This window comes from Histidinibacterium aquaticum (assembly GCF_008710275.1).
Lineage (GTDB): Bacteria > Pseudomonadota > Alphaproteobacteria > Rhodobacterales > Rhodobacteraceae > Oceanicola > Oceanicola aquaticus.
Map to the genome: position 1 here is coordinate 129,648 of NZ_VYQE01000001.1, position 23,149 is coordinate 152,796.

At 69.1% G+C, this 23,149-nt stretch carries 21 protein-coding genes; 7 read left to right on the top strand and 14 right to left on the bottom strand.

Annotated elements, in window-relative coordinates; translation table 11 throughout:
- The first annotated feature begins 82 nt into the window (after positions 1-82).
- Complete coding sequence (locus F3S47_RS00630) at positions 83-2,002, top strand: cation:proton antiporter domain-containing protein (protein ID WP_150443294.1); 1,920 nt, start codon at positions 83-85, stop codon at positions 2,000-2,002.
- A 2-nt stretch (positions 2,003-2,004) separates the two neighbouring features.
- Here F3S47_RS00630 and cobT read toward each other — a convergent pair whose 3' ends face one another.
- Positions 2,005-3,021 (bottom strand): nicotinate-nucleotide--dimethylbenzimidazole phosphoribosyltransferase, encoded by a 1,017-nt coding sequence (cobT, locus tag F3S47_RS00635; protein WP_150443295.1) that lies wholly within the window; start codon positions 3,019-3,021, stop codon positions 2,005-2,007.
- Between the two features lie 84 nt (positions 3,022-3,105).
- Here cobT and cobS point away from each other — a divergent pair, with 84 nt between their 5' ends.
- Positions 3,106-3,858 carry an adenosylcobinamide-GDP ribazoletransferase gene (cobS, locus tag F3S47_RS00640; protein ID WP_150443296.1) on the top strand — a complete coding sequence of 251 codons (753 nt, stop codon included), beginning with the start codon at positions 3,106-3,108 and terminating at the stop codon, positions 3,856-3,858.
- A 1-nt stretch (position 3,859) separates the two neighbouring features.
- On the opposite strand, the gene F3S47_RS00645 is transcribed toward cobS, so the two are convergent.
- Both F3S47_RS00645 and F3S47_RS00650 read right to left on the bottom strand, forming a co-directional pair.
- Complete coding sequence (locus F3S47_RS00645; protein WP_150443297.1) at positions 3,860-4,579, bottom strand: FG-GAP repeat domain-containing protein; 720 nt, start codon at positions 4,577-4,579, stop codon at positions 3,860-3,862.
- A complete protein-coding gene (locus tag F3S47_RS00650) occupies positions 4,579-4,902 on the bottom strand; it encodes a 2Fe-2S iron-sulfur cluster-binding protein (RefSeq protein ID WP_150443298.1) in 324 nt (107 codons plus the stop codon). Before F3S47_RS00650 ends, F3S47_RS00645 begins: the two co-directional genes overlap by 1 nt.
- A gap of 116 nt (positions 4,903-5,018) precedes the next feature.
- Here F3S47_RS00650 and F3S47_RS00655 point away from each other — a divergent pair, with 116 nt between their 5' ends.
- The 4 genes from F3S47_RS00655 (at position 5,019) to F3S47_RS00670 (ending at position 9,088) form a co-directional block, all read left to right on the top strand.
- Positions 5,019-5,489, top strand: coding sequence for a methyltransferase family protein (locus F3S47_RS00655; protein ID WP_223877669.1), 471 nt, complete (start codon positions 5,019-5,021; stop codon positions 5,487-5,489).
- A gap of 110 nt (positions 5,490-5,599) precedes the next feature.
- Entirely contained in the window at positions 5,600-7,174 is a 1,575-nt protein-coding gene (locus F3S47_RS00660; RefSeq protein ID WP_150443299.1) for a Re/Si-specific NAD(P)(+) transhydrogenase subunit alpha, read from the top strand.
- A 13-nt stretch (positions 7,175-7,187) separates the two neighbouring features.
- On the top strand, positions 7,188-8,642 hold the full coding sequence (locus tag F3S47_RS00665; RefSeq protein ID WP_150443300.1) for an NAD(P)(+) transhydrogenase (Re/Si-specific) subunit beta: 1,455 nt from the start codon (positions 7,188-7,190) through the stop codon (positions 8,640-8,642).
- Between the two features lie 68 nt (positions 8,643-8,710).
- Entirely contained in the window at positions 8,711-9,088 is a 378-nt protein-coding gene (locus F3S47_RS00670; protein ID WP_150443301.1) for a VOC family protein, read from the top strand.
- Between the two features lie 4 nt (positions 9,089-9,092).
- Here the strand turns inward: F3S47_RS00670 and F3S47_RS00675 are convergent, their stop codons facing one another.
- Positions 9,093-10,631, bottom strand: a complete 1,539-nt coding sequence (locus tag F3S47_RS00675) for a bifunctional GNAT family N-acetyltransferase/carbon-nitrogen hydrolase family protein (protein WP_223877670.1) — start codon at positions 10,629-10,631, stop codon at positions 9,093-9,095.
- Positions 10,632-11,036: 405 nt separating this feature from the next.
- Here F3S47_RS00675 and F3S47_RS00680 point away from each other — a divergent pair, with 405 nt between their 5' ends.
- Entirely contained in the window at positions 11,037-12,584 is a 1,548-nt protein-coding gene (locus F3S47_RS00680) for a Do family serine endopeptidase (RefSeq protein WP_150443303.1), read from the top strand.
- Between the two features lie 256 nt (positions 12,585-12,840).
- Here F3S47_RS00680 and F3S47_RS00685 read toward each other — a convergent pair whose 3' ends face one another.
- From F3S47_RS00685 to hflK, 10 genes are all read right to left on the bottom strand, one after another.
- Positions 12,841-13,440: a M35 family metallo-endopeptidase gene (locus tag F3S47_RS00685; protein ID WP_150443304.1), complete on the bottom strand. Its 600-nt coding sequence runs from the start codon at positions 13,438-13,440 to the stop codon at positions 12,841-12,843.
- A gap of 44 nt (positions 13,441-13,484) precedes the next feature.
- The gene (locus F3S47_RS00690; protein WP_150443305.1) at positions 13,485-14,201 is read right to left on the bottom strand and encodes an alanyl-tRNA editing protein; all 717 of its coding nucleotides are present in this window, start codon (positions 14,199-14,201) and stop codon (positions 13,485-13,487) included.
- On the bottom strand, positions 14,198-16,648 hold the full coding sequence (locus tag F3S47_RS00695) for a DUF3772 domain-containing protein (RefSeq protein ID WP_150443306.1): 2,451 nt from the start codon (positions 16,646-16,648) through the stop codon (positions 14,198-14,200). The genes F3S47_RS00690 and F3S47_RS00695 overlap by 4 nt, the downstream gene beginning before the upstream one ends.
- Positions 16,645-17,673 (bottom strand): cysteine synthase A, encoded by a 1,029-nt coding sequence (locus tag F3S47_RS00700; protein ID WP_150443307.1) that lies wholly within the window; start codon positions 17,671-17,673, stop codon positions 16,645-16,647. Before F3S47_RS00700 ends, F3S47_RS00695 begins: the two co-directional genes overlap by 4 nt.
- A gap of 58 nt (positions 17,674-17,731) precedes the next feature.
- Positions 17,732-18,838, bottom strand: a complete 1,107-nt coding sequence (locus F3S47_RS00705) for an NUDIX domain-containing protein (RefSeq protein WP_150443308.1) — start codon at positions 18,836-18,838, stop codon at positions 17,732-17,734.
- Entirely contained in the window at positions 18,838-19,284 is a 447-nt protein-coding gene (locus F3S47_RS00710) for a TrgA family protein (RefSeq protein WP_150443309.1), read from the bottom strand. Before F3S47_RS00710 ends, F3S47_RS00705 begins: the two co-directional genes overlap by 1 nt.
- A 35-nt stretch (positions 19,285-19,319) precedes the next feature.
- On the bottom strand, positions 19,320-20,528 hold the full coding sequence (locus F3S47_RS00715) for an SAM-dependent methyltransferase (RefSeq protein ID WP_150443310.1): 1,209 nt from the start codon (positions 20,526-20,528) through the stop codon (positions 19,320-19,322).
- Positions 20,529-20,619: 91 nt separating this feature from the next.
- Positions 20,620-20,814, bottom strand: coding sequence for a DUF2065 family protein (locus F3S47_RS00720; protein WP_150443311.1), 195 nt, complete (start codon positions 20,812-20,814; stop codon positions 20,620-20,622).
- Positions 20,814-21,902 (bottom strand): protease modulator HflC, encoded by a 1,089-nt coding sequence (gene hflC, locus F3S47_RS00725; RefSeq protein ID WP_150443312.1) that lies wholly within the window; start codon positions 21,900-21,902, stop codon positions 20,814-20,816. The genes F3S47_RS00720 and hflC overlap by 1 nt, the downstream gene beginning before the upstream one ends.
- Positions 21,902-23,101: an FtsH protease activity modulator HflK gene (gene hflK / locus F3S47_RS00730; RefSeq protein WP_150443313.1), complete on the bottom strand. Its 1,200-nt coding sequence runs from the start codon at positions 23,099-23,101 to the stop codon at positions 21,902-21,904. Before hflK ends, hflC begins: the two co-directional genes overlap by 1 nt.
- Positions 23,102-23,149: the final 48 nt, after the last annotated feature.

The window sequence follows — 23,149 nt, forward strand, 5'->3', positions numbered from 1 at the left end:
TTTTTCGCCATCGCCCCGCCACGGCCCGCGCGGGTGACGCCGGGAGATTGCCAAGGCCCCGGCCCCCTGCGATACCCTTGGTATGCAAGAATTCCTGCTGACAGCCACGATCTATCTCGGTGCCGCCGTGATCGCCGTGCCCTTCGCGGCGCGGCTCGGTCTTGGCTCGGTTCTGGGCTACCTGCTGGCCGGGATCGCCATCGGCTTCATCCCGACCGTGGGGTCGAACACGCAGGAGCTTCAGCACTTCGCCGAGTTCGGCGTGGTCGTCATGCTCTTTCTCATCGGGCTGGAGCTTGAGCCCCGCGCTCTATGGGACATGCGCGACCGGCTGATCGGCATGGGCGGGCTGCAGATCACCGTCACCACCGGCCTCATCATGGCGGGCGCGATGGCGCTCGGGCAGCCCTGGCCCACCGCCCTGGCCATCGGACTGATCTTCGCGCTCTCGTCCACCGCCATCGTGCTGCAGACGCTCTCGGAGAAGGGCCTGACCCATACCTCCGGCGGGCGGTCCACCTTCTCGGTGCTGCTGACGCAGGATATCGCGGTCATCCCGATGCTCGCCCTGATGCCGCTTCTGGCGGTGCGCCACTCCGTGCAGGTCAACGAAAACGGCACGATCATGCGGAACGGGGAGGGACACGGAGCGGGCGGCGAAGAACACGCCGTGAGCCTGGTGGAGGGCCTGCCCGCCTGGGGCGTGACGCTGGTCACCCTCGGCGCGGTCGCCGCCGTCATCCTCGCCGGGGTCTACCTGACGCGGCCGGTCTTCCGCTACATCCACCAGGCGCGCCTGCGCGAGATGTACACCGCCCTCGCCCTGCTCATGGTGACCTCGATCGCAGTCCTGATGCAGATGGTCGGCCTCTCTCCCGCGCTCGGCACCTTCCTCGCGGGCGTCGTGCTCGCGAACACCGAGTTCCGGCACGAGCTCGAGTCCGACCTCGAGCCCTTCAAGGGGCTGCTCCTCGGCCTCTTCTTCATCACCGTCGGCGCGGGCATCGACTTCGAGCTGCTCTTCTCGCGGCCCTTCGCGCTCTTCGGACTCGCGATGGGCGTGATCGCGGTGAAGGGGCTCGTCCTCTACGGTCTGGCGCGCATGTTCCGCCTCAAGGGCCGGGACCGGTGGCTCTTCACGCTTGGGCTGGCGCAGGCCGGTGAATTCGGCTTCGTGCTGATCGCCTTCTCGCTGACCCAGCAGGTGCTCAGCCCGCGGCTGGGCGCGACGCTGCTGCTGATCGTGGCGCTGACCATGCTGCTCACGCCGCTGCTCTTCATCCTCTACGAGTGGCTGGCGAAGCGGATGGAGGCGGCGGCGCAGGACCAGCCCGCCGACGAGATCGACGAGCAGGGACAGGTCATCATCGCCGGGATCGGGCGCTTCGGGCAGGTCGTGAACCGCCTCGTGCAGTCGGCGGGCTTCTCGACCGTCGTGCTCGACAACAACCTCGCCACCGTCCAGACCATGCGAAAGTTCGGCTACAAGGGCTTCTTCGGGGATCCGACCCGGCCCGACCTGCTGCACTCGGCGGGGTTCGACGACGCGAAGGTGCTCGTCGTGGCGCTCGACGACCGTGCGGCGGCCACGCGGCTCGTCCGCTATGCCCGCAGCGCCCGGCCCGACATCCACATCGTCGCCCGCGCCCGCGACCGGATCCACGTCTATGAGCTTTATCAGGCCGGGGCGGATGACATCGTGCGGGAGCTCTTCGACAGCTCTCTGAGGGCAGGTCGCTATGCGCTGGAAAAGCTCGGCCTGACCGAGTTCGAGGCCAACGAGGCCGAGCTCTACTTCTACCACCACGACCGCTCGGCCCTGCGCACGCTGGCCGAGCTCTGGAAGCCCGGCGTGCCGGTCAGCCAGAACCCCGAATACGTCGCCCGGTCGCGCGAGCTGGCGAAGGACCTCGAGACGGCCCTTGCCGGAAATTTCGACGTCGAGGAAGTGCGGCTCGACCAGAACCGACACGGCGTGGCGGGCGGCCGCAACAAGGGCTGAGGTCAGCCGCCGGAAACACCGGCCTCGGCGAAGGTCGCCATGCCGGAATGGCAGGCGACGGCGGCCTTGAGAATGCCGAGCGCCACCGCGGCGCCCGAGCCCTCGCCCAGACGCAATCCCAGGTCGAGTAGAGGCTCCTTGCCGAGTTGCTCTAGCAGCCGCCCGTGCGCGCCCTCGGCCGAGAGGTGACCGGCGACGACGTGATCGAGCGCGCCCGGCGCCGCGCGATGCAGGACGGCCGCCGCGGCGCTGGCGATGAAACCGTCCAGGATCACGGGGATGCGCTGCGCCCGGGCCGAGGCGATGGCGCCCGCCATGGCGGCGAGCTCCCGCCCGCCCAGACGGCGCAGCACCTCGAGCGGATCGGAGAGCGCCCCCGAGTGGAACGCGAGCCCGGCGTCGATCACCTCGGCCTTGCGGGCGAGCCCGGCCTCGTCGACCCCGGTCCCCCGGCCCGCCCAGTCGGCCCCGGTGCCGCCGAAGAGTCCGGCGGCGAGGGCGGCGGCGGCGGTCGTGTTGCCGATGCCCATCTCGCCCGCGATGACCACGTCGGCCTCTTCGCTCACGGCGTTCCACCCGGCGGCGAAGGCCCCGGCGCAGTCGGCCTCGCTCATCGCGGGGCCCTCGGTGAAGTCCGCCGTGGGCCTGTCGAGCTCCAGCGCCGTGACCGACATCTCGGCCCCGAAGGCCCGGGCGAGCTGGTTGATCGCGGCGCCGCCCGCTTCGAAGTTGCCGACCATCTGGGCGGTGACCTCCGCGGGGAAGGCCGAGACGCCTCGGGCGGTCACGCCGTGGTTTCCGGCGAAGACTACGATCTGGGGATTCTCGATCACCGGCCGGTCGGTGCCGCGCCAGCCGGCATACCAGATCGCGAGGTCCTCGAGCCGCCCCAAGGAGCCCGGAGGCTTGGTCAGCTGGCCGTTACGCTCTTCCGCCCCGGCACGGGCCGCGGCGTCGGGGGCGGGCATCGCGTCGAGCCGCGCGCGGATGTCGTCGAGGACGGAGAAGAGAACGGTCATCGGGGGGCCTCGTTGCAAAGTGCTTGTCTCCTCTCTAACGGATGACGCGGGGGCGGACAGCCCCGGCGAGGCGGATCGGGGCGCATGAGCGACAAGGGCCTGTTTTCACCCGGCGATCCCGGCGCGGCTTTGGCGCTGCTGACGCGGCTGCCAGCGCCGGGGGCCGATCATGCGCGCGGCGCCCGCGCCGCCTGGGCCTGGCCATTGGCCGGGCTGGCCGTGGGAGTGCTCGCCGGACTGGCGGCGGAGATCGGAGGCTGGCTCGGCCTTCCACCGGCCGTGGTGGCGGGCGTGGCGCTCACGGCGATGGCCCTGGCGACGGGCGGACTGCACCAGGACGGGCTGTCGGACACGGCGGACGGGCTCTGGGGCGGCCATGACCGGGCGCGGCGGCTGGAGATCATGCGCGACAGCCGCGTCGGGAGCTACGGCGTGCTCGCACTCGTGCTGGTGCTCGGCATGCAGTGGGCCGCGCTCTCGGCGCTCGCGGCGGAGGGGGCGATCTGGCCCGCGCTGATCGTCGCCGCCATGGCGAGCCGGGCCTCCATGGCGGGCGTGATGGCCGCCCTGCCCCATGCTCGCGAGGACGGGCTCTCCCGCCTGACGGGACGGCCCTCCACGGCGACGGCGGGCGCGGCGGCGGTCCTCGCCTTCATCGCGGCGCTCGGTCTGACGCCCGGGGGCGCGATCCTGCTGGCGGTGCTCCTGCCCCTCGCGGCGGCGCTGGTGGCGACCGCCGCCAAGGCCAAGATCGGCGGGCAGACCGGCGACGTCCTCGGCGCGACGCAGCAGGTGACGGAGCTGTTGGCGCTCGCGACCCTCGCCGCCCTGGTCTGAGCTAGCTGCAGGCGAGCGCGGCGGCCATGTCTCCCGGCCCGCGGTAGGGGCCGAGGTCGCGCGTCGTGATCTGCTCCCGGTCGACGCGCGCGGCGACCACGCGGGACCAGTCTCCGCTGGCCAGCACGATCTCCGGGCCCGCACCGCAATCGCGCAGGCCGCCCGAGATCTCGATCTCGCCGAACCGGTGGTTCGTGAGCCCCGGCGCCTCGGCCACGGGCGTGAGCCCCCCTTCACCGAACCGCCAGATGCGCAGCACCTTCGCCAGATGAGGCCGGTCGACGTAGGCCAGTTCCACGGCGCCGTCCCCGTCGAGATCGGCCACCGCCGCAGGAGCCAGCCATCGGAAGTGCTGGCCGATGAAGGGCGTGGCGGCGACGAGGCCCTCGGGACCGTAAATCGCGAGCCGCGCGCCCTGCTCGGCATCGCTCTCCACGACCACGGCCTCGCGCCGCCCGTCGCCGTCCACATCGACAAGACGCGGCGCGGTATCCTCGAAGACGCGCGTTTCGGGCAAGCGGATGAGCCGCCGGGTCGGCTCGCATCCCTCGCAGGGCCGGACGTCCAGCTCCAGCGCGCCCCACTCGCTCTCGTCACCGAGGGCGCCGTGAGGGTAGCGGGTCGTGGGCTCGGCATAGCGCCCGCCCGTCACGTCGGCGGGTTGCGCGGCACAGACACCGGCCCAGAGCGCGAGGGCGAGCGTCAGGCCCGCCCCGCGCATCAGATCTGCTTTTCGGGCATCTGGACGACGAGCCCGTCTAGCGCGTCGGTGACCTTGAGCTGGCAGGTCAGACGCGACCGGTGCGGGTCCGGCTCGAAGGCGAAATCGAGCATGTCCTCTTCCATCGGATCCTGCGGCGGCAGCTTGTCCACCCAATCCGGCGCGACGTAGACATGGCAGGTCGAACAGGCACAGGCGCCGCCACAGTCGGCCTCGATGCCCGGAATGCCGTTGTCACGGGCGCCTTCCATGACCGTCAGGCCGTTCGCGACCTCGACGACGTGCTCGGTGCCGTTGTGTTCGATGTAGGTGATCTTCGCCATGTCTGCCCTTCCCGGCTGATCTCGGGGGACTGTCTAGATCTCCCTCCGGGGTGCGGCAAGGCACGGCGCCGCTCGACAGGCCCGCGCGGCTGTGCTTCGTTTCGGACATGAGCCTGATGCCCCGCAAGATGACCCCGCTGCAATGGATCGATATTCCGCCCGTCTGGCTCGCGGGGATGATCGTCCTCGTCTGGCTCACCCGCCGCCCCGGCTGGATCCTGCCCGAGGGCATGGAAGCCGCCATCGATATCCTGGGCTGGGTGCTGATCCTCGCGGGTCTCGCGCTGCTCGTGTTGGCGCTCGGCACCATGATGCGCCGGGGCACCTCGCCGGTGCCGCACCAAGAGGCCGAGGAACTCGTCACCTCGGGCGTCTTCCGGATCAGCCGCAACCCGATCTACCTCGGCGATACGCTGATCCTCACCGGGCTCATCTTTCTCTGGCTCTCGCCGCTCGCGCTGCCGCTGATCCCGATCTTCGTCTGGATCGTCACGCGCCGCTTCATCGAGCCCGAGGAAGAGGGCCTCGCCCGCAGCCATCCCGAGGCCTTCGAGGCCTACGCGGCCCGGACCCGCCGATGGCTCTGACCGAGAATTGGGGTTGTGCAAACGTTTGCTCAACTGATAAACCGACGTTGTTGAACTTTTCTGAGCGCTATTATCAGCTGTGATGTCACGTTGAAGTGAGGGGGATGCCCGTGAAGATCGGAGCACCGACAGAGATCATGCCAGGCGAGGCCCGGGTCGCGATGACCCCCGCCTCGGCCAAGGAATTACAGAAACTCGGGCATGAATGCCTGGTCCAGTCGGGCGCCGGCGAACGGGCCGGCTTTCTCGACAGCGCCTACGAGGAGGCGGGCGTCGAGGTGGTCAAGGACGCGGACGCGCTCTGGCAGCAGGCCGAGATCGTCGCCAAGGTTCGCCCGCCGACCGAGGACGAAGCCGATCGCCTGCGCGAGGGCCAGCTGCTGATTTCCTTCTTCTGGCCCGCCCAGAACGAAGCCCTGATGGAGCGCGCCCGCGACAAGGGCGCCTCGGTCATCGCCATGGACATGGTGCCGCGGATCAGCCGCGCGCAGAAGATGGACGCGCTCTCCTCCACCGCCAACATCGCCGGCTACCGCGCGGTGATCGAGGCGGGCAGCCACTTCGGCCGCTTCTTCACCGGCCAGGTCACCGCCGCGGGCAAGGTCCCGCCGGCCAAGGTGCTCGTCGTGGGCGCCGGCGTCGCCGGGCTCGCCGCGATCGGCACCTCGACCTCGCTGGGCGCGATCACCTACGCCTTCGACGTGCGGCCCGAGGTCGCCGAACAGATCGAATCCATGGGGGCCGAGTTCGTCTACCTCGACTTCGAGGAGGACCAGCAGGACGGCAGCTCGACCGGCGGTTACGCCGCGCCCTCCTCGCCCGAGTTCCAGGAGAAGCAGCTCGAGAAGTTCCGCGAGCTCGCGCCCGACATCGACATCGTCATCTGTACCGCCCTGATCCCGGGCCGCGACGCGCCGAAGCTCTGGACCAAGGACATGGTCGAGGCGATGAAGCCCGGCTCGGTGATCGTCGACCTCGCCGCAGAGCGCGGCGGCAACTGCGAACTGACGGTCAAGGACGAGAAGGTCGTCAGCGAGAACGGCGTCACCATCGTCGGCTACACCGACTTCCCCAGCCGGATGTCGACCCAGGCCTCGACGCTCTACGCGACCAATATCCGTCACCTCATGACCGACCTGACGCCCGAGAAGGACGGCAAGGTCGTGCACGACATGGAGGACGACGTCATCCGCGGCAGCACGGTGGTCCACCAGAAGGAGATCACCTACCCCCCGCCGCCGCCCAAGGTGCAGGCCATCGCGGCCCAGCCGAAGAAGGAAAAGCCGAAGGAGCTGACGCCAGAAGAGAAGCGCGCGCAGGAGGTCGCCGCCTTCAAGGCGCAGACCCGGAGCCAGGTCACGATGCTCGGCATCGGCGCGCTGGTGATCCTGCTGCTCGGCCTCGTGGCGCCGCCCTCCTTCATGCAGCACTTCATCGTTTTCGTGCTGGCCTGCTTCATCGGCTTCCAGGTCATCTGGAACGTCTCGCACTCGCTCCATACGCCGCTCATGGCCGTTACGAACGCCATCTCCGGCATCATCGTGCTCGGCGCGGTGCTGCAGATCGGCTCGGGCAACTGGCTGGTGGTGATCCTCGGCGGCATCTCGGTGCTGATCGCGACCATCAACATCGTCGGCGGCTTCCAGGTCACGCGCCGGATGCTCGCCATGTTCCAGAAGTCCTGAAGGAAGCGGCATAATGTTCGGACAACAACTCGTCACCGCCGCCTCCATCGCGGCTTCGGTTCTCTTCATCCTCTCGCTCGGGGGGCTGAGGGACCAGGAATCGGCCAAGCGCGCCGTCTGGTACGGCATCGCGGGCATGGCCCTCGCGGTCTTCTTCACAATGTTCGGGCCGGGGATCGGCGGCTACTGGCTGATGATCCCGATGATCGCCGTGGGCGCCGTGATTGGCGCCGTGGTGGCCCAAAGGGTTCAGATGACGGAGATGCCGCAGCTCGTCGCGGCGCTTCACTCCTTCGTCGGCCTCGCGGCGGTCTTCGTCGGCATCAACGCCGAGATCGAGCGCCTTCGCGTTGCCGCCGAGATGGCCAGGCCCGCCTCGACGCTCAACTTCTCGGCCTTCGCGGCGAAGGTCGCCGAAAAGACCCCGGCCGAGATCACCTTCCTGCAGATCGAGGTCGTTCTCGGCGTCTTCATCGGCGCGGTGACCTTCACCGGCTCGGTGATCGCCTTCGGCAAGCTCGCGGGCAAGGTCGACGGCAAGCCGAAGAAGCTGCCGGGCGGGCACATGCTCAACCTCGGTGCGGTCATCGCCTGTCTTCTGCTCGCGATCCTCTATTTCACCACCGAGAGCGGCGCGGTCTCGATCCTGTCGCTGCTGCTGATCGCGGCGCTGGCCTTCTTCGTGGGCTACCACCTGATCATGGGCATCGGCGGCGCCGACATGCCGGTCGTGGTCTCGATGCTGAACAGCTACTCCGGCTGGGCCGCGGCGGCGATCGGCTTCACCCTCTCCAACGACCTGCTCATCGTGACCGGCGCCCTGGTGGGCTCCTCGGGTGCGATCCTGAGCTACATCATGTGCAAGGCGATGAACCGTTCGTTCATCTCGGTCATCCTGGGCGGCTTCGGCGGCTCGACGGGACCCGCGGCCGAGGTCGAGGGCGAGATGGTCGCGACCTCCACCGACGAGGTGGCGAGCGCGCTGGACGAGGCCGACTCGGTGATCATCGTGCCCGGCTACGGCATGGCGGTCGCCCAGGCCCAGAACGCCGTGAGCGAGCTGACCAAGCGCCTGCGCGACAAGGGCAAGGAGGTGCGCTTCGCCATCCACCCCGTCGCGGGCCGCCTGCCCGGCCACATGAACGTGCTGCTGGCCGAGGCCAAGGTGCCCTACGACATCGTTCTCGAGATGGAGGAGATCAACGACGACTTCCCCGAGACCGACGTGGCGATCGTCATCGGCTCGAACGACATCGTGAACCCCGCGGCGCAGGACGATCCCAACAGCCCCATTGCCGGCATGCCGGTGCTGGAGGTCTGGAAGGCCAAGCAGGTCTTCGTCTCCAAGCGCGGCCAGGGCACGGGCTACTCGGGCATCGAGAACCCGCTCTTCTTCAAGGACAACACGCGGATGCTCTACGGCGACGCGAAGAAGTCCTTGGACGAACTGCTCACCAAGATGAGCTGATAGTACGGACGGGCCGGCGCATCGCCGGCCCGCTCGCTTTCGGGGCCGCGCCGGTGTAGCGTGGTGTCATGGAAAAGGTGACCGGCATCGGCGGCGTCTTCTTCCGGGCCAACGACCCGGCGGCCCTTTCGGCGTGGTACCGCTACCATCTCGGCATCGACCCGGTCTCGGAACACGGCGCCTGGTCGCAGGCCCCCGGCCCCACCGTCTTCGCCCCCTTCGCGCGCAACACCACCTACCTCGGCGACCCGGAGCAGCAGTTCATGCTGAACTTCCGCGTGGCGGACCTCGGCGCGATGATGGCGCAGCTCGACGCCGCCGGGATCACGGTGGAGACGCGCGAGGAATGGGACAGCCCGGAGATCGGCCGCTTCGCCCGTATCCACGACCCCGAGGGCAACCCCATCGAGCTCTGGGAACCGGCGCCGGGCGCGATCCCCTCCTGAGGCCTCAGCCTCCGTCGAACCACCGCGTGCGGTAGAGATCGAACCGCCGGTCGCGCATGTTGCGGACCGAGCCCTGCGCCCGCGCCCAGCTCACCGTGGCGAGGTTCAGGTCGGCCACGATGATCATCTCGACGTTCTCCGAAGCCTCCGCCGCGATGCCGTCGCGGGCGAAGGGAAAGTCGCAGGGCGTCAGGATGGCGGCCTGCGAGTACTGGATGTCGATGTTGGAGACGTTGTCGAGGTTGCCGGTCATGCCGGAGGTGACGACGTAGCACTGGTTCTCGATCGCCCGGGCCTGGGCGCAGTAGCGGACGCGCAGGTGCCCGTGCACCGTGTCTGTGTTCTGCGGCACGAAGAGGATGCGCGCCCCCTCGTCGGAGAGGCGCCGCACCTGCTCGGGGAACTCCGCGTCGTAGCAGATCGCCACGCCGATGGGGCCGCAGTCCGTCGGGATCACGTCCACCGCCGAGCCGCCCTGGATGTTGAACGACACCCGCTCGTCCGGCGTGGGGTGGATCTTGTCCTGGGTATGCACCGCCCCGTCGCGCAGGAAGACGTGCGAGACGTTGTAGATGCCGTCCTCGCGCTTCACCGGGATCGAGCCGCCGACGATGTTGATCGCCCGGGCGATGGCCATGTCGCGCAGCCGCCGGACGAATTCCTCGGCGAAGCCCGCCGCACGGTCGATCGCCTCGAGCGGCGGCAGCTCCACCCCGTCGCAGCTCAGCAGCTGCAGCGAGAAGTACTCGGGGAAGAGAACGAAGTCCGCGCCGTACTCCGAGGCGATGTTCACGAAGTAGTCGACGTTGCGGTAGAATTCCTCTGGATCGGTCAGCGTCGCCGCCCGGAGCTGGACGGAGGCCACGCGCACGAGGTCCGGGTCGGCCCGGGTGATCGGCTGGTCCTCGGACCATTCGCCCGCATGAGGATTGCGCCAGATCATCAGGACCGCGTGCCCGCCGGAGGCCTTGTCGTCGGGCGCGTAGCGCGGCAGCAGCATGACCGGCTCGAACCCGGCCTTGGCCTGGAAGGACAGCACCGGATCGCGCACCGCGCCGTCGCGGACGGCCTCGAAGTAGTCCTGCGGATCGGGGTGGCTCTTGCGGTGACGGCGGTAGCCCGGGATGCGCCCGCCGAAGGCGATGCCCGTCAGGTTGCGCTCCTTGCAGAGCCGCTCCCGCGCCCGGTAGATCCGCTGGCCGATGCGCAGACGCCTCCGGGACGGGTCGACCATGACCTCGATCCCGTAGAGCCAGTCCCCCGCGGCGTGGAACTGGGAGCCGTAGCCGGCCCCGGTGATCTCGTCCCAGGTGTGCCGGGCGAAGACAGTCTTTTCCTGCACCAGCGTCGAGGCGGCGTAGCCCACGACCTCGCCCTCGTAGAGCGCGACGAAGCAGCCCTCGGGAAAGGCATGGATCTGTCCGAGGATCTGGCCGCGCGTGTAGGGCGGCTCCTCGGGGTAGACCTTGGCGGAGAGCGCGACGATGCCCTCCACGTGATCCAGCGTGGCGTTTTCGACCTCGAGACGGGGTTTTCTGTCCAAGACGGCTCTCCTGCGGGGTGCCGCCCTTGTTCTCCCCTCGCGGCGCCGGATGCAACCGCTCCGGAAAGGACAGGCGGGGCGAGAGACGCCGTTCCCAGTACGCCTCTCCGCCCCGCCCGGACGCGTCCCCCGACGCGCGCCTGCCGCAATCCGCTCCGGCAAACTGCGCATCCGGGGAACCGCGATCCTTCCTTCTACGCGGCGCACGCCGGAGCGGATTGCCGAGGAGCGGAGAATCTCCGCCGATCGTCGCTTTTTTCCGTGATCCGGCGCTCGCGGTCCGTCACGCGGCGGTTACAGAACGTGCGCGCTCTTTGAGTTGCGGCTCCGGAAGCATACATTCACTGTCGCCGCAGATGCCGACCCCGGGGGTCGGCTCGAGAATTGACCAGAGGAGAACGCAACGTGACAGCACAGGCGATCGCAGCCGCCTCCGCGCCCGAGACCCAGGTCCGCCGCCTTCGCGCGGTGGTTACCGGCCTGTCCCTCGGCGCAGCGGTGGCGCTCACCCAGGCCCTGCCCGCATACGCCCAGGAGGAACGGCCCATGTCGTTCTCGGAGCTGGCCGAACAGGTCAGCCCCTCGGTGGTGAACATCACCACCTCGACGATGGTGGCCGGCGGCGCCGGACCGCAGGGCATCGTGCCCGAGGGCTCGCCCTTCGAAGACTTCTTCCGCAACCTCCCCGAAGGCGGCGACGGCCCCCGCCGCTCCTCCGCCTTGGGCTCCGGCTTCGTGATCTCTCCCGACGGCTACATCGTGACGAACAACCACGTCATCGAGGGCGCGGACGAGATCCTGATCGAATTCTTCGATTCCGACCGCGAACTCGAGGCCGAGATCGTGGGCACCGATCCCAACACCGACATCGCCCTGCTCAAGGTCGACGCCACCGACCTGCCCTATGTCTCCTTCGGGGACAGCAACGGCGACACCGCCGAGGTCGGCGACTGGGTCATGGCCATGGGCAACCCGCTCGGCCAGGGCTTCTCGGTCTCCGCCGGCATCGTCTCGGCGCGGAACCGGGCCCTCAGCGGGACCTACGACGACTACATCCAGACCGACGCGGCCATCAACCGCGGCAACTCCGGCGGTCCGCTCTTCGACATGAACGGTGACGTCATCGGCGTGAACACCGCGATCCTCTCGCCCACCGGCGGCTCGATCGGCATCGGCTTCGCCATGTCGGCCTCGGTGGTCGAGAACGTGGTCGACCAGCTGCAGGAGTTCGGCGAGACCCGCCGCGGCTGGCTCGGCGTCCGCATCCAGGACGTGACGCCCGACATGGTCGACGCGATCGAGGGGATGCAGGAGGCCAACGGCGCGCTCGTCACCGACGTGCCCGAGGGCCCCGCGATGGAAGCCGGCATGGAAGCCGGCGACGTCATCCTGACCTTCGACGGCCAGAACGTGGTCGACACCCGCGAGCTCGTCCGCATCGTCGGCAACTCGCCGGTCGGCAAGGACGTCTCCGTGGAGGTGCTGCGCAACGGCGAGGAGATGGACCTGACCGTCACCCTCGGCCGCCGCGAGACCGCCGAAGCCGCGCAGCCCGCGGCCCAGCCCGGTCCCGACGCCACCGAGCCGGAGGAGACCAGCATCCTCGGCCTGACGCTCTCGGAAGTCTCCGAGGAGCTGACCGAGCAGTACGGTCTCGACACCGAGGACGGCATCGTCATCACCGACATCGACCCGGCCTCCGAGGCCGCTTCCAAGGGTCTTGTCGCCGGTGACGTGATCACCGAGGCCGGCCAGCAGGAGGTCGCCACCGTGGCCGACCTCGAGGCCCGCATCGAGGAGGCCCGCGACGCCGGCCGCCGCTCGCTGCTCCTCCTCGTCCGCCGTGGCGGCGACCCGCGCTTCGTCGCGCTGTCGCTGATGGAGGACGAAGGCGACGCCGAAGAGGGCGACGCCGAGGACGACGGTGCCGAGGAGAACGCGGACGACGAGTGATCCTTACGGAGCGATCGATACGGACGGGGCGCCTTCGGGCGCCCCGTTTTCGTTCGGGACCGTCATCTTGCGGAGCGGCCTAGCGGCCGCGCTGCCTTGAGCCCGGTCCCGCCTGTCGGGCGGGCCCGGGCGGAAGGGGGGCTGTCCGCCCCCCTGCCTCCGCGGGGCGGAGGCACCCCCCGAAGGTATTTCGGGCTAGATGAAAGATCTTTTGGATCAGAGGCTTAGGCGGGCGTCCAAATTTGGACGTCTTGACCTAGTCGCGCGGCAGGGCGGCGACGTCCTCGGCGAAGTACTGGTAGCTGTCCGCGTTCCGCACGAGGCTCCGCGTCAGGGCCATCGCCGCGCAGTCCGTGCGCGTGTAGCAGAGATCGTCGGTGCCGGCGACGACGTCGAAGTGGCTCACCTCGTGGATGATCGTCCCCGCCCGCGTCCCGTTCTCCATGATCGCGCTGGTGTTCGAATGGGCGTGGATCTCCGGCATCCCGAAGAACGAGGGGCAGAGGTTGATCGCGTAGGCGTCGTGCCGAAAGACGTTGGCATACATCGAGGCATTGCAGTCGTCCTCGCCGACATTGGCGCAGACGACCTTGAGATCGTTGTCGCGGATCGCGGCGTGGATCGCCTTGAAGCTGGAGCGCACGGTGGCGCCGTTCTCCTTGGACCACGCGCCGAACCAGAGCGCGAATTCCGGCGTGTCGCCGATGGAGACCGCGGCGCGGAGGGCGATCTTCTCCGCCGCCGTCAGCGCCTCGAGCACCGCGGCGATCTCGGGCTTCTCGCAGCGCTCGAAGTCATGGGCCGCGGCCTGTCCCGCCCAGAGCAGGGCGGCGAGGATGACACCGGATCGGATCATGGGCGGTCTCCCTGCAATCGCGCTGCAGGATAGGCGCGGCGGGCTCAGTCCAGCAAGAGCGTCACGCGGCGGTTCTGCTTGCCCTTCTTCTCGATCTTGCCCAGCCGGACGCGGCCGATCTCGGCGGTGGTCGCGACGTGGGTCCCGCCGCAGGGCTGGAGGTCGACGGTCTCCCCGCCCAACCCGATGCGGACCAGGCGAATGCGCCCGGCCCCGCGCGGCGGCTGGACCGACATGGTCTTGACCAGGCCGGGGTTGGCGTCGAGCTCCGCCTCTGTGATCCATTCCTCGGTCACGGGAAAATCGCAGGCAATGAGGCGGTTGAGGGTCTCGTCCAGCTCGGCCTTGTCCTCCGGCGCCTCGGGCATGTCGAAGTCGAGCCGGCCCTTCTCCGAGCCGATGGAGCCGCCGGTCACCGGCAGCGGGATCACCACGGAGAGCAGGTGCAGGGCCGTGTGCACGCGCATGTGGCGGTGGCGGCGGTCCCAGTCGAGCTCCTGGTCGACGCGGGCCCCCTCCGAGGGGAGCGGCGCGGGCTCGGCGGGGAGGAGGACGATCTCCTCCCCCTCGCCCTTCACGGCGGTGGCGATCTCGATCTCGCCGCCCGGCCAGGTCAGCTTGCCGCTGTCGCCGGGCTGACCGCCGCCGGTCGGGTAGAAGACCGTCCGGTCGAGGACCAGCCCGCCCTCCTCGGTCACGCGCATCACCCTGGCGGCGGCATCACGCGCGTAGGCGTCGCTCCGGTAGAGGGCCTCTGTCATCCTTCTTCTCCCTTCACCACACCGGGGGTCTCGCCCTTCAGGGCCTCGCGCCAGTCGCCTTCGGTGCCGGCCTCGCGGGCCTGAGGCGCCGCGCCGGGACCGGCCCGCAGCGACTCCGGGTTGCGCAGCCAGAGGTCGCGCTGCGGGAAGGGGATGTCGATCCCCTCTTCGGCGAAGCGCTTGGCGATGGCGTGGTTCATCTCGGTCTGGACGGCGAGGACCCAGTTGATGTCTCGCAGGATTGCCCTGATCTCGAAGTCGAGCGAGCTGTCGCCGAAGCCCTTGAAGTAGACGTATGGCTCGGGGTTCATCAGCACCATCGGATGCTCCCGCGCGATCTGCAGCAGGATGTCGGAGACCTTCTGCGTATCGGTGCCGTAGGCTACGCCAACCGGTACGATGACCCGGCCTACGGAATTGCCCCGGGTCCAGTTGATGACCGTGCCGGAGATGAAATCGGCATTGGGCACGATGACGTCGGTCCGGTCGAAGGTCTCGATGCGGGTGGCGCGGACCGAGATGTCCTTCACGTAGCCCATCTGGCCGCCGACCTCGATCCAGTCGCCCTGGCTGATCGGCCGTTCGATGAGCAGGATGATGCCCGAGACGAAGTTCGAGACGATGTTCTGCAGGCCGAAGCCGATGCCGACCGAGAGCGCACCGGCCACGTAGCCGAGCGCCGAGAGGTTCACCCCCGCGGCCGTGATGGCGATGATGGCAGCCGAAATCACGCCGACGTAGCCGATGCCCGCGGCGATGGCGTTCTGCCCGCCGATGTCGAGCTTCGTCTTGGGCAGCACCGCGTTCCGGAGCCCGCCCTGGAGCAGCCGCGTGCCGAGGTAGCCACCTGCGAAGACCGCGGCGAAGACAAGGAAATCCGAGGGCGAGATGGTCGTCTCGCCGATCACGAAGCCCGAGCGGAAGCGGGCCCAGATCTCGGTCAGGTCCGAAACGCGAGCGCCCCAGATCAGCGCGAGGATGGGCAGCGCCACCACCGCGAGGGCGAATGCCACGAGAACGGGCGCCAGCGCGTCGGTCTGGCCCTCCCTACGGCGCGTGGCGAGCGCGTAGAGGTCGAAGACCAGCCGCTGCAGGAGCATGACGCTTCCCACCAGGGCCAGCGTCAGTGCCGTCGGGCGCAGCAGGTAGGTCGAGGCGGCATCGAACCCCAGCGCCGCGACGATCGGCCCGACGATGCCGGCCAGCATCGCCAGCCGCCCGATGACGTTCACCAGCCCGTCCCGGAAGCCACGCGGGTCCTCTTCGTCCTGCGCGGCGAAGCGGTTGGCCGAGAGCGTGCGGCCGAACTCGAAGAGGATGAGACCCTCCACAACGTGGATGGGGAAGAGCAGGACCGCCCGTCCGGCCGGGCTCGACTCGGCGATCTGGATCAGCGCGGCGACCACGATATGGACGGCGAAGACCCAGCCCATGGCATTGGCCAGGCGCCGCAGCCGCGCCGCGGCCTCGGGAGGGACCTCGAGCGGACCGGAGGGCTCCTCGGCGGCGTCGGGGAAAAAATGATCCATCAGCCAGCGCGCGATGAGCACGTAGAGGCCGGCGGCGGGAATCGTCTGGAGGACCTGCTCGGTGCGCAGGCCGACGGCGCCGGTGAGTTCGAGCGCGACGTAGAGGCTGAGCAGTCCCATGAAGGGCAGCGCGATCTCGCCCAGCGAGACGATGAAGGCGATGGCGCCGCCGCCGGTCCGGTCGTGGCGGAGCGCGCCCCGCTCCAGCCGCTTCGACCAGGTGCGCCCCCGAAAGATGAGGAGGAGGCCCGCGAGCGTGAACAGGATCACCGCCGGAAGAACCTGCCCGATGGCGCGCAGCCGGGTTTCGCTGCCGAAGCCCCGCTCCGCCTCGAGGCGCAGTGCCGTCGTGGCCTGGCCCACCGCCTCGGCCGCGTCCGGCCAGTCGGCAGGATTGACCGGCAGCGGACCGCGGTCGCTCAGCGTCCGCGCCTGCCGGTCGCGCAGGAGGCCGTCGATCTCTGCGATCAGGCCGTTGGCGCGCGCGAGCGACTCCGCCGTGAGCTGGGCCGGCGCGCGCAGCCGGTCGAGCTGTTCCTCGAGTGCGGCGCGGCGCTCGGCGATCCTCGGATCCTCGTCGCTTGGCTCGGAGGGCGCCTCGCCGAGCGCCTCGAGCTGGGCCTGCACCGTCGCCCTGCGGGCTTCGTTGGTATTGGCCTGCATCAGCCGGTCGCGGGCCGCCGCCAGGTCCTCGCGCAATGAAGTGAAGGCGAGGGTCGAGGCCCGGCCGCCCTCGATGGCCGCCTCGGCCCGTTCGGCGAGATCGCGGAACTCGGGATAGAGCTCCTCGATCTGCGGCCTTGGCTCCGTGCCCCGCAGTCCGTCGCCGGCCTCTCCCCCGGCAGAGGCGTGCTGGGCCGCCGCCGGCAGGGCCAGCAGCAGCGCCCAGAGGAGCGCGGCTGCGAGCGTGCGGATCATGTGTCCTCGAAGACGCCCGGAATGGACTGCGGGCTACCGTCCATCCAGTCCGGTACGGGCAGGCCTTTTTCCTTGAGGAAGGTCGGGTTGAAGAGCTTCGACTGGTAGCGGTTGCCGTAGTCGCAGAGAATGGTGACGATGGTGTGCCCCGGCCCCAGCTCCCGGGCCATGTGGATCGCGCCGGCGATGTTGATGCCCGAAGACCCGCCGAGGCAGAGGCCCTCTTCCTTCACGAGGTTGAACACGATGGGCAGCGCTTCGCTGTCGGGGATCTTGTAGCAGAGATCCGGGGTGAACCCTTCGAGATTCCCCGTGATGCGGCCCTGACCGATGCCCTCGGTGATCGAGTCGCCGCCCGCTTCCTTGCCGGTGTAGAGCTTGTAGATGCCCGACCCCTCTGGATCGGCGAGGCCGATCTTCACGCCCTTGTCCTGCAGCGCCATGCCGACGCCCGCCAGCGTGCCGCCCGTCCCCACGGCGCAGATGAAGCCGTCGACCCGGCCATCGGTCTGTTGCCAGATCTCGGGGCCGGTGCCGTCGATGTGGGCCTGCCGGTTCGCGGTGTTGTCGAACTGGTTCGCCCAGATCACGCCCTCCGGCGTCGACTTGGACAGCTCCTCGGCCAGCCGGCCGGAGTACTTCACGTAGTTGTTGGGGTTCTTGTAGGGCACCGCCGGGACCTGGACGAGCTGGGCGCCGGCCAGGCGGATCATGTCCTTCTTCTCCTGGCTCTGGGTCTCGGGAATCACGATGATCGTCTTGAAGCCCATGGAGGCGCCGACGAGCGCCAGGCCGATGCCCGTGTTGCCGGCCGTGCCCTCGACGATGGTGCCGCCCGGCTTGAGATCGCCGCGTTCCACGGCGTCCTTGATGATCGAGAGCGCGGCGCGGTCCTTGACCGACTGGCCGGGATTCATGAACTCGCACTTGCCGAGGATCGTGCAGCCGGTCTCCTCGGAGGCGCGGCGCAGCTTCAGAAGCGGGGTGTTGCCCACCGCGTGGGCCAGATCGGCATGGATCGTCATCCTGAGGGCTCCTCGGCTACGTCGTCTCCAGCGGGTTTAGGGGTGCGTCCCCGGGAACTCAAGAAGCGGCGGCGTAGCGGTCACGATGCCGCCAGAGCCAGTGAAGCATCATGGCGAGCGGCGCGACGTTGACCTCTCCGGTCTCGAAGAGATCGAGCGCAGCCTCCAGCGTCATCACGTGGGTCCGGATGTCCTCCATCTCGTCTTCCGCCCCGGCGAGCCGCCGGTCGGCGCCGGAGAGATCGGCGAGACCGAGGAAGCAGTGGTGATACTCCGTCGAATAGCCCGGGCTGGGGTAGATCCCGCCGATGGAGATGAGCTCCCTGAGTTCCAGCCGGGCTTCCTCGAGCGTCTCGCGCCGGGCGCAGTCCTCCGGCTCCTCTCCCGCCTCGATGAGGCCCGCGACGGGCTCCAGACAGACCGGGTTCGGATCGCCGCGGAGCGCGGCGGCAAGGCGGAGCTGCTCGATCAGCAGGACCTCTCCGCTGGACGGGTCGTAGGGCAGAACGAGCGCCGCGTCGAAACCGACGAAGCACTCGCGTGTGAACTCGGGCGTCATGCTGCCGTCGAACTGCCGGTGCCGGAGATCGAGGTGGCGGAACCGGAAGAACCCCTCGAAACCCCGGTGCTCGCGCGTGACTTCCATCGGGTTGCCGGCCTGGCGGACGGTGGCCGGGGAGCCGCGCGCGGCGAGCCTGCGCGCCCAGGCGCGGGCGGAGATCGCCGGGAAGTGGCCGTAAATCTGCTGGAGCGGCTCGCCGCGGTCGAAGCGGCGCACGAGCTCCGCCGCCGCATCCACCGCCATTTCGCCCCAGCGCGCGCGCCAGACGTCGAGATCGAACGGCGGCCCTTCCGGAAAGCTCTCGCCGGCGGGGAAGTAGACCTCGGCCTGGACCGGGCCGGCGTCGGTCTCGACGGTCACCTCCGCCGTCCGGAAGACGAAGCCGCCCTCATAGGCATCCAGCCGCTCGACGTCGCCCGGCTCCGGCTCGAAGAGCAGGCCCTCGGCCTCCCCCGTGCCACGCCGGATAAGGGGGAAGTTGTGCCCCTCCACCCAACGGGCCTCGTGCCCGGGCAACCGGCCGGGGCGGAGCTCCCCCGGATCCCGGCCGATGACGGCCTCGAGCAGCGGCCTGTGCCGCAGTGTTCCGTAGAAGAAGAGCATCAGCGCCAGATGCGCCCGAAGAAGCCGGTGACAAGTCCCGCCAGGACTCCTCCCACCAGCAGCGCGACCCAGACCTCGACCGTGGACATCAGCACGAGGTTCTCCGCGATCATCTCGAAGACCGCGACGATGGCCTCCATGCCGCCGTCGTACTGCATCTCGAGCGAGCGCCGGATCATCTCCCAGAAGCTCTGCACGAAGAGGCACCAGAAGACGACCATGATGGTGGTCGTGAAGCCGATGCTGATCGAGCCCCCGAGGCCGACGCCGGCGGCGCGGCTGCCCATCACGATCCAGCCGGTGAGCGCGCCGACCGCCGCGTTGACCTCCGCGAAGTAGCCCGGGTTGAAGCCCTCCGGAAACAGCGGCTCGATCAGGATTTCCGACACGCCCCAGGCCAGGGCGCCGTAAAGCACGGCGGCCACGACATGGGCGAAGGTCAGCATCGGCGGGCTCTCCCTCGTAGGCGCGGCGGCCGCGGTCAGGCGGGACGTTCCACGGTAATCTGCGTCACGTCGCAGTTGTGCCGATGAAAGGTCGCGGCGCAAGAGGTGAGGTAGACATTCCACATCCGGCGGAACCGCTCGTCGAAGCCCAGACGCGCGATCTCGTCCCACTGTTCGTTGAAGGTCTCGTGCCAGCGCCGCAGCGTGATCGAGTAGCTCTCGGCGAAGTCGATCTTGCGCTTGAGAGCGAGCCCCGCGCGGTCGATCTCCTCGCGCAGCTTGCCGGGAGAGGGCAGCATGCCGCCCGGGAAGATGTACTTCTGGATGAAGTCGCGGGAGCGGCGATAGAGCTCCCAGCGCTCGTCCTGCACCGTGATGATCTGAAAGGTGCCGGTCCGGCCGGGCTTCAGCCGGTCGCGAACGGTCTGCCAGTAGGTCGGCCAGTAGCGCTCGCCCACCGCCTCGAACATCTCGATCGAGGCGATGCCGTCGTAGGTTCCGCGTTCGTCGCGGTAGTCCTGCAGCTTGAAGGTCACCTGGTCCTGCAGGCCTGCCTTGCGGATGCGCTCCTGCGCGAAGTCGAACTGCTCGCGCGAGATCGTCAGGCCGGTGACGTGGAGCCCGCGCTCCTTGGCGGCGTATTCGGCGAAACCGCCCCAGCCGCAGCCGATCTCGAGCACGTGGTCACCGGGCTTGGTGCCCATCTGGTCGACCATGCTGGCGTATTTCTTGGTCTGCGCGGCTTCGAGGCTCTCCTGCCCGGTCTCGAAGAGGGCCGAGGAGTAGGTCATCGTCTCGTCGAGCCAGAGGCCGTAGAAAGCGTTGCCGAGGTCGTAGTGGGCGGCGATGTTGCGGCGCGCCTGGCTCCTGGTGTTGCTGTGCATCCAGAACCGCAGTTTCTCGTAGGCCCGGACCAGCGCGAAGCCCGGGAAGCCGTCGAACAGTGCGGCGTTGTCCGCGTGCATGAAATCGAAGAAGGCGAGCAGGTCCGGGGTCGTCCACCAGCCGTCGACGTAGGCCTCGCAGAACCCGAGATCGCCATCGCGGATCAGCCGGGCGAAGCAATCGGTGTTGTGGATGTGAGCCTCGGCCACCGGCCCGGGGTTCGGTCCCTCGGCCCGGAAGACCCGCCCGTCGGGCAGGTGAATGTCGATCCGGCCATGATCGAGCTTCTGCGCGATGTCGAAGACCCGCGCGAAATATCGCGGCAGGTTTTCCTGCCCCTCTGTGCTGGTGAGGACCATCCCCGTTCCCTTTTCCCAAACCTTTGCGCGAAGTTAGGGCATGGCTCGGGGAAGTCACCATACCAGGTTCGCTGATCCTCGCGCCGTTGCGTCAGACCCCCGCGGCGCGGGCGGCCCAGAGCAGGGCGAGCCCCAGGGTAATCGCCCCGAGGCCCATCAGGCGGCGCTGTTCGAGCGTGAGACGTCGGAGGGCGTCGAGCAGGTCCTCAACGAGCGAAGGGGCCAGCGCGTAGACCAGCCCCTCCACCACGAATACCAGACCCAGGCCCCAGAGGGCGAGGCCCATCAGCCTTCGCTCTCCGGCGCGACCTCCACGGCGGCGGGCGCGTCGTCCTCGCCGGTGTCGGTCTCGTCAGTCCCGGCGTCGTCCCCGCTGTTCACCGGGCTTTCCGGCGGCGGCAAGGTGCCCTCGTCGGGGTTGAAGGTCTCGCCCACGGGCTCTTCGTCGAGCTCCAGCGTCTCCAGCTGCTCGGCGACCGACTGCGCCGCCGCCCCGAGGTCCACCTGGCGCGGGTTGTCTTCCCGCAGGTAGGTGAAGAACTCGCTGTTGGGCGAGAGTAGCATCCGCGTGTTGCCGGACTGCAGCGCCCGGCCGTAGGCGGTCATCGACCGGTAGAACTCGAAGAACTCGGGGTCCGCGCCGAAAGCCTCGGCGTAGATCGAGTTCCGCTGCGCGTCCGCCTCGCCTCGGATGATCTCGGACTGGCGGCCCGCGTCGGACACCAGCTCGACCACCGTCCGGTCGGCCGAGGCGCGGGTCCGCTGGGCGGCCTCGTTACCCCGGGCGATTTCGTCGGCGGCTTCGCGTTCCCGCTCGGAAATCATCCGCTCGAAGGTGGCGTTGAGGTTCGCCGGCGGCAGGTCGGTCCGCTTCAGACGCACGTCGATGATGGAGACGCCGATGGCGTCGGCCTCTTCGATCGCGCCGTTGCGGATGCGCAGCATGAGCTCCGCCCGGTCAACCGACAGGATGTCGTTCGAGGACACCTGGCCCAGGACCTCACGGGTTTCGGCCCGCAGGATCGAGTCCAGCCGCCGCGCCGCGGCCTCTTGGCCGCCGGCGCCGACCGCCTGCCGGAACCGCTCCACGTCGGTGATGCGGTAGCGGGCGAAGGCGTCGACCACGAGGCGCCGGTCGTCGAGCGGGGTGACCTCGATGGGGTCGAGGTCACGGCTCAGGATCCGGTCGTCGTAGCGCACGACCTGGTCGAGGATCGGCACCTTGAAGGCGAGCCCGGGGTCCTCCTTCACGTCGACCACGCGGCCGAACCGGAGGACGAGGCCCTTTTCGCGCTCGTCCACGATGAAGACCGAGGAGAGCAGCAGCGCGATGGCCACCACGAGGATGGGGATGAGGAAAGCGGAGCGGCGCATCAGTTCGACCCTCCCGTCGTAGAGGACTGCTGCTGGGCAGCCGTCCCGCTGGTGGTGTTCCGACGAAGTTCGTCGAGCGGCAGGTAGGGCACGACGCCCGGCCCGTTGCCTTCGCTGTCCTCGTCGAGAAGGACGATCTCGGTGTTGCCGAAGACCTGCTCCATCGTCTCGAGGTAGATCCGCTTGCGCGTGACCTCCGGGGCATTGGCGTATTCGCCGAGGACGGCGGCGAAGCGGCTCGCCTCACCCTGTGCCTCGTTGACGACGCGGGCCCGGTAGGCTTCGGCCTGTTCCAGCCGCTGCGCGGCCTCACCGCGAGCCTCTGCGAGCACCCGGTTGGCGTAGGCGTCGGCCTGGTTCTGCAGCCGGTCCCGCTCCTGCTCGGCGTCCTGGACCGCGCGGAACGAGGCGATGACGCGCTCCGGCGGGTCGGCCTTGTCGAAGTTCACGCGGATGATGTTCACGCCGCTGTCGTAGCTGTCGAGCGTGTTCTGGATCAGCTCCTCGAGCCGCTGGGCGATGGGCCCGCGGTCCCGGTTGAGGATCGGCGCCAGTTCGGACTGGGCGATGATCTCGCGCATCGCCGATTCCGAGACCGCCTCGATGGTGGACGGCGGGTCGGCGAGGTTGAAGAGGTAGCGCGCCGGGTCGGTGATGTTCCAGACGACCTGGAAGTCGATGTCGACGATGTTCTCGTCCCCGGTCAGCATCAGGCCCGCATCGCCGCCGGCGCGGGCCGCACCGATGTCGATGGTCTGTTCGCGGGTGACCGGGATCACCTCGGCGGTGACCACGGGCCAGGGCGCGAAGTTCAGGCCGGGACCGCCCGTCGAGGAATAGTCGCCGAGGAAAAGCTCGACCGACTGTTCTTCCGGACGGACCGTGTAGAACGACGCGAAGAGCCAGAGGCCCAACGCCACGAGCGCCGCGATGCCGAGCGTGCCGCGGGTCAGCATCGGGCCGCCACCGCCGCCCGAGCCGTTCGGTCGCCGACCGTTCGAGCCGCCGCCGCCCATCAGGACGCGCAGCTGGTCGCGTCCGCGGTTCATCAGGTCGTCGATGTCGGGGATCTGCGATCCGCCACCGTCACCCGGTCTGCGGCCGGGCGCCGGACGCCGGTCGTCGTCGTTGCCGTTCGACCCCGACCCCCGGTTTCCGCCGCCTGAGCCCCCCCAGGGGCCTCCGCTATTGCCTGCCATGGGCCATTTCCCTCCTCGTTACCCCCGTGGGGACGTTCTCTGTCGGTT

Excerpts from the sequence above, each read along its gene's own strand:
- cobS (WP_150443296.1), top strand. The coding sequence starts at position 3,106 with ATGAGCGACAAGGGCCTGTTTTCACCCGGCGATCCCGGCGCGGCTTTG.
- F3S47_RS00720 (WP_150443311.1), bottom strand. The coding sequence starts at position 20,814 with ATGGGCCTCGCCCTCTGGGGCCTGGGTCTGGTATTCGTGGTGGAGGGG.
- F3S47_RS00690 (WP_150443305.1), bottom strand. The coding sequence starts at position 14,201 with ATGACAGAGGCCCTCTACCGGAGCGACGCCTACGCGCGTGATGCCGCC.
- F3S47_RS00645 (WP_150443297.1), bottom strand. The coding sequence starts at position 4,579 with ATGCGCGGGGCGGGCCTGACGCTCGCCCTCGCGCTCTGGGCCGGTGTC.
- hflK (WP_150443313.1), bottom strand. The coding sequence starts at position 23,101 with ATGGCAGGCAATAGCGGAGGCCCCTGGGGGGGCTCAGGCGGCGGAAAC.
- F3S47_RS00705 (WP_150443308.1), bottom strand. The coding sequence starts at position 18,838 with ATGCTCTTCTTCTACGGAACACTGCGGCACAGGCCGCTGCTCGAGGCC.
- F3S47_RS00670 (WP_150443301.1), top strand. The coding sequence starts at position 8,711 with ATGGAAAAGGTGACCGGCATCGGCGGCGTCTTCTTCCGGGCCAACGAC.
- F3S47_RS00665 (WP_150443300.1), top strand. The coding sequence starts at position 7,188 with ATGTTCGGACAACAACTCGTCACCGCCGCCTCCATCGCGGCTTCGGTT.
- F3S47_RS00700 (WP_150443307.1), bottom strand. The coding sequence starts at position 17,673 with ATGACGATCCATGCCGATCTGGCCCACGCGGTGGGCAACACCCCGCTT.
- F3S47_RS00685 (WP_150443304.1), bottom strand. The coding sequence starts at position 13,440 with ATGATCCGATCCGGTGTCATCCTCGCCGCCCTGCTCTGGGCGGGACAG.
- F3S47_RS00630 (WP_150443294.1), top strand. The coding sequence starts at position 83 with ATGCAAGAATTCCTGCTGACAGCCACGATCTATCTCGGTGCCGCCGTG.
- hflC (WP_150443312.1), bottom strand. The coding sequence starts at position 21,902 with ATGCGCCGCTCCGCTTTCCTCATCCCCATCCTCGTGGTGGCCATCGCG.
- F3S47_RS00695 (WP_150443306.1), bottom strand. The coding sequence starts at position 16,648 with ATGATCCGCACGCTCGCAGCCGCGCTCCTCTGGGCGCTGCTGCTGGCC.
- F3S47_RS00655 (WP_223877669.1), top strand. The coding sequence starts at position 5,019 with ATGCCCCGCAAGATGACCCCGCTGCAATGGATCGATATTCCGCCCGTC.
- F3S47_RS00710 (WP_150443309.1), bottom strand. The coding sequence starts at position 19,284 with ATGCTGACCTTCGCCCATGTCGTGGCCGCCGTGCTTTACGGCGCCCTG.
- F3S47_RS00715 (WP_150443310.1), bottom strand. The coding sequence starts at position 20,528 with ATGGTCCTCACCAGCACAGAGGGGCAGGAAAACCTGCCGCGATATTTC.
- F3S47_RS00650 (WP_150443298.1), bottom strand. The coding sequence starts at position 4,902 with ATGGCGAAGATCACCTACATCGAACACAACGGCACCGAGCACGTCGTC.
- cobT (WP_150443295.1), bottom strand. The coding sequence starts at position 3,021 with ATGACCGTTCTCTTCTCCGTCCTCGACGACATCCGCGCGCGGCTCGAC.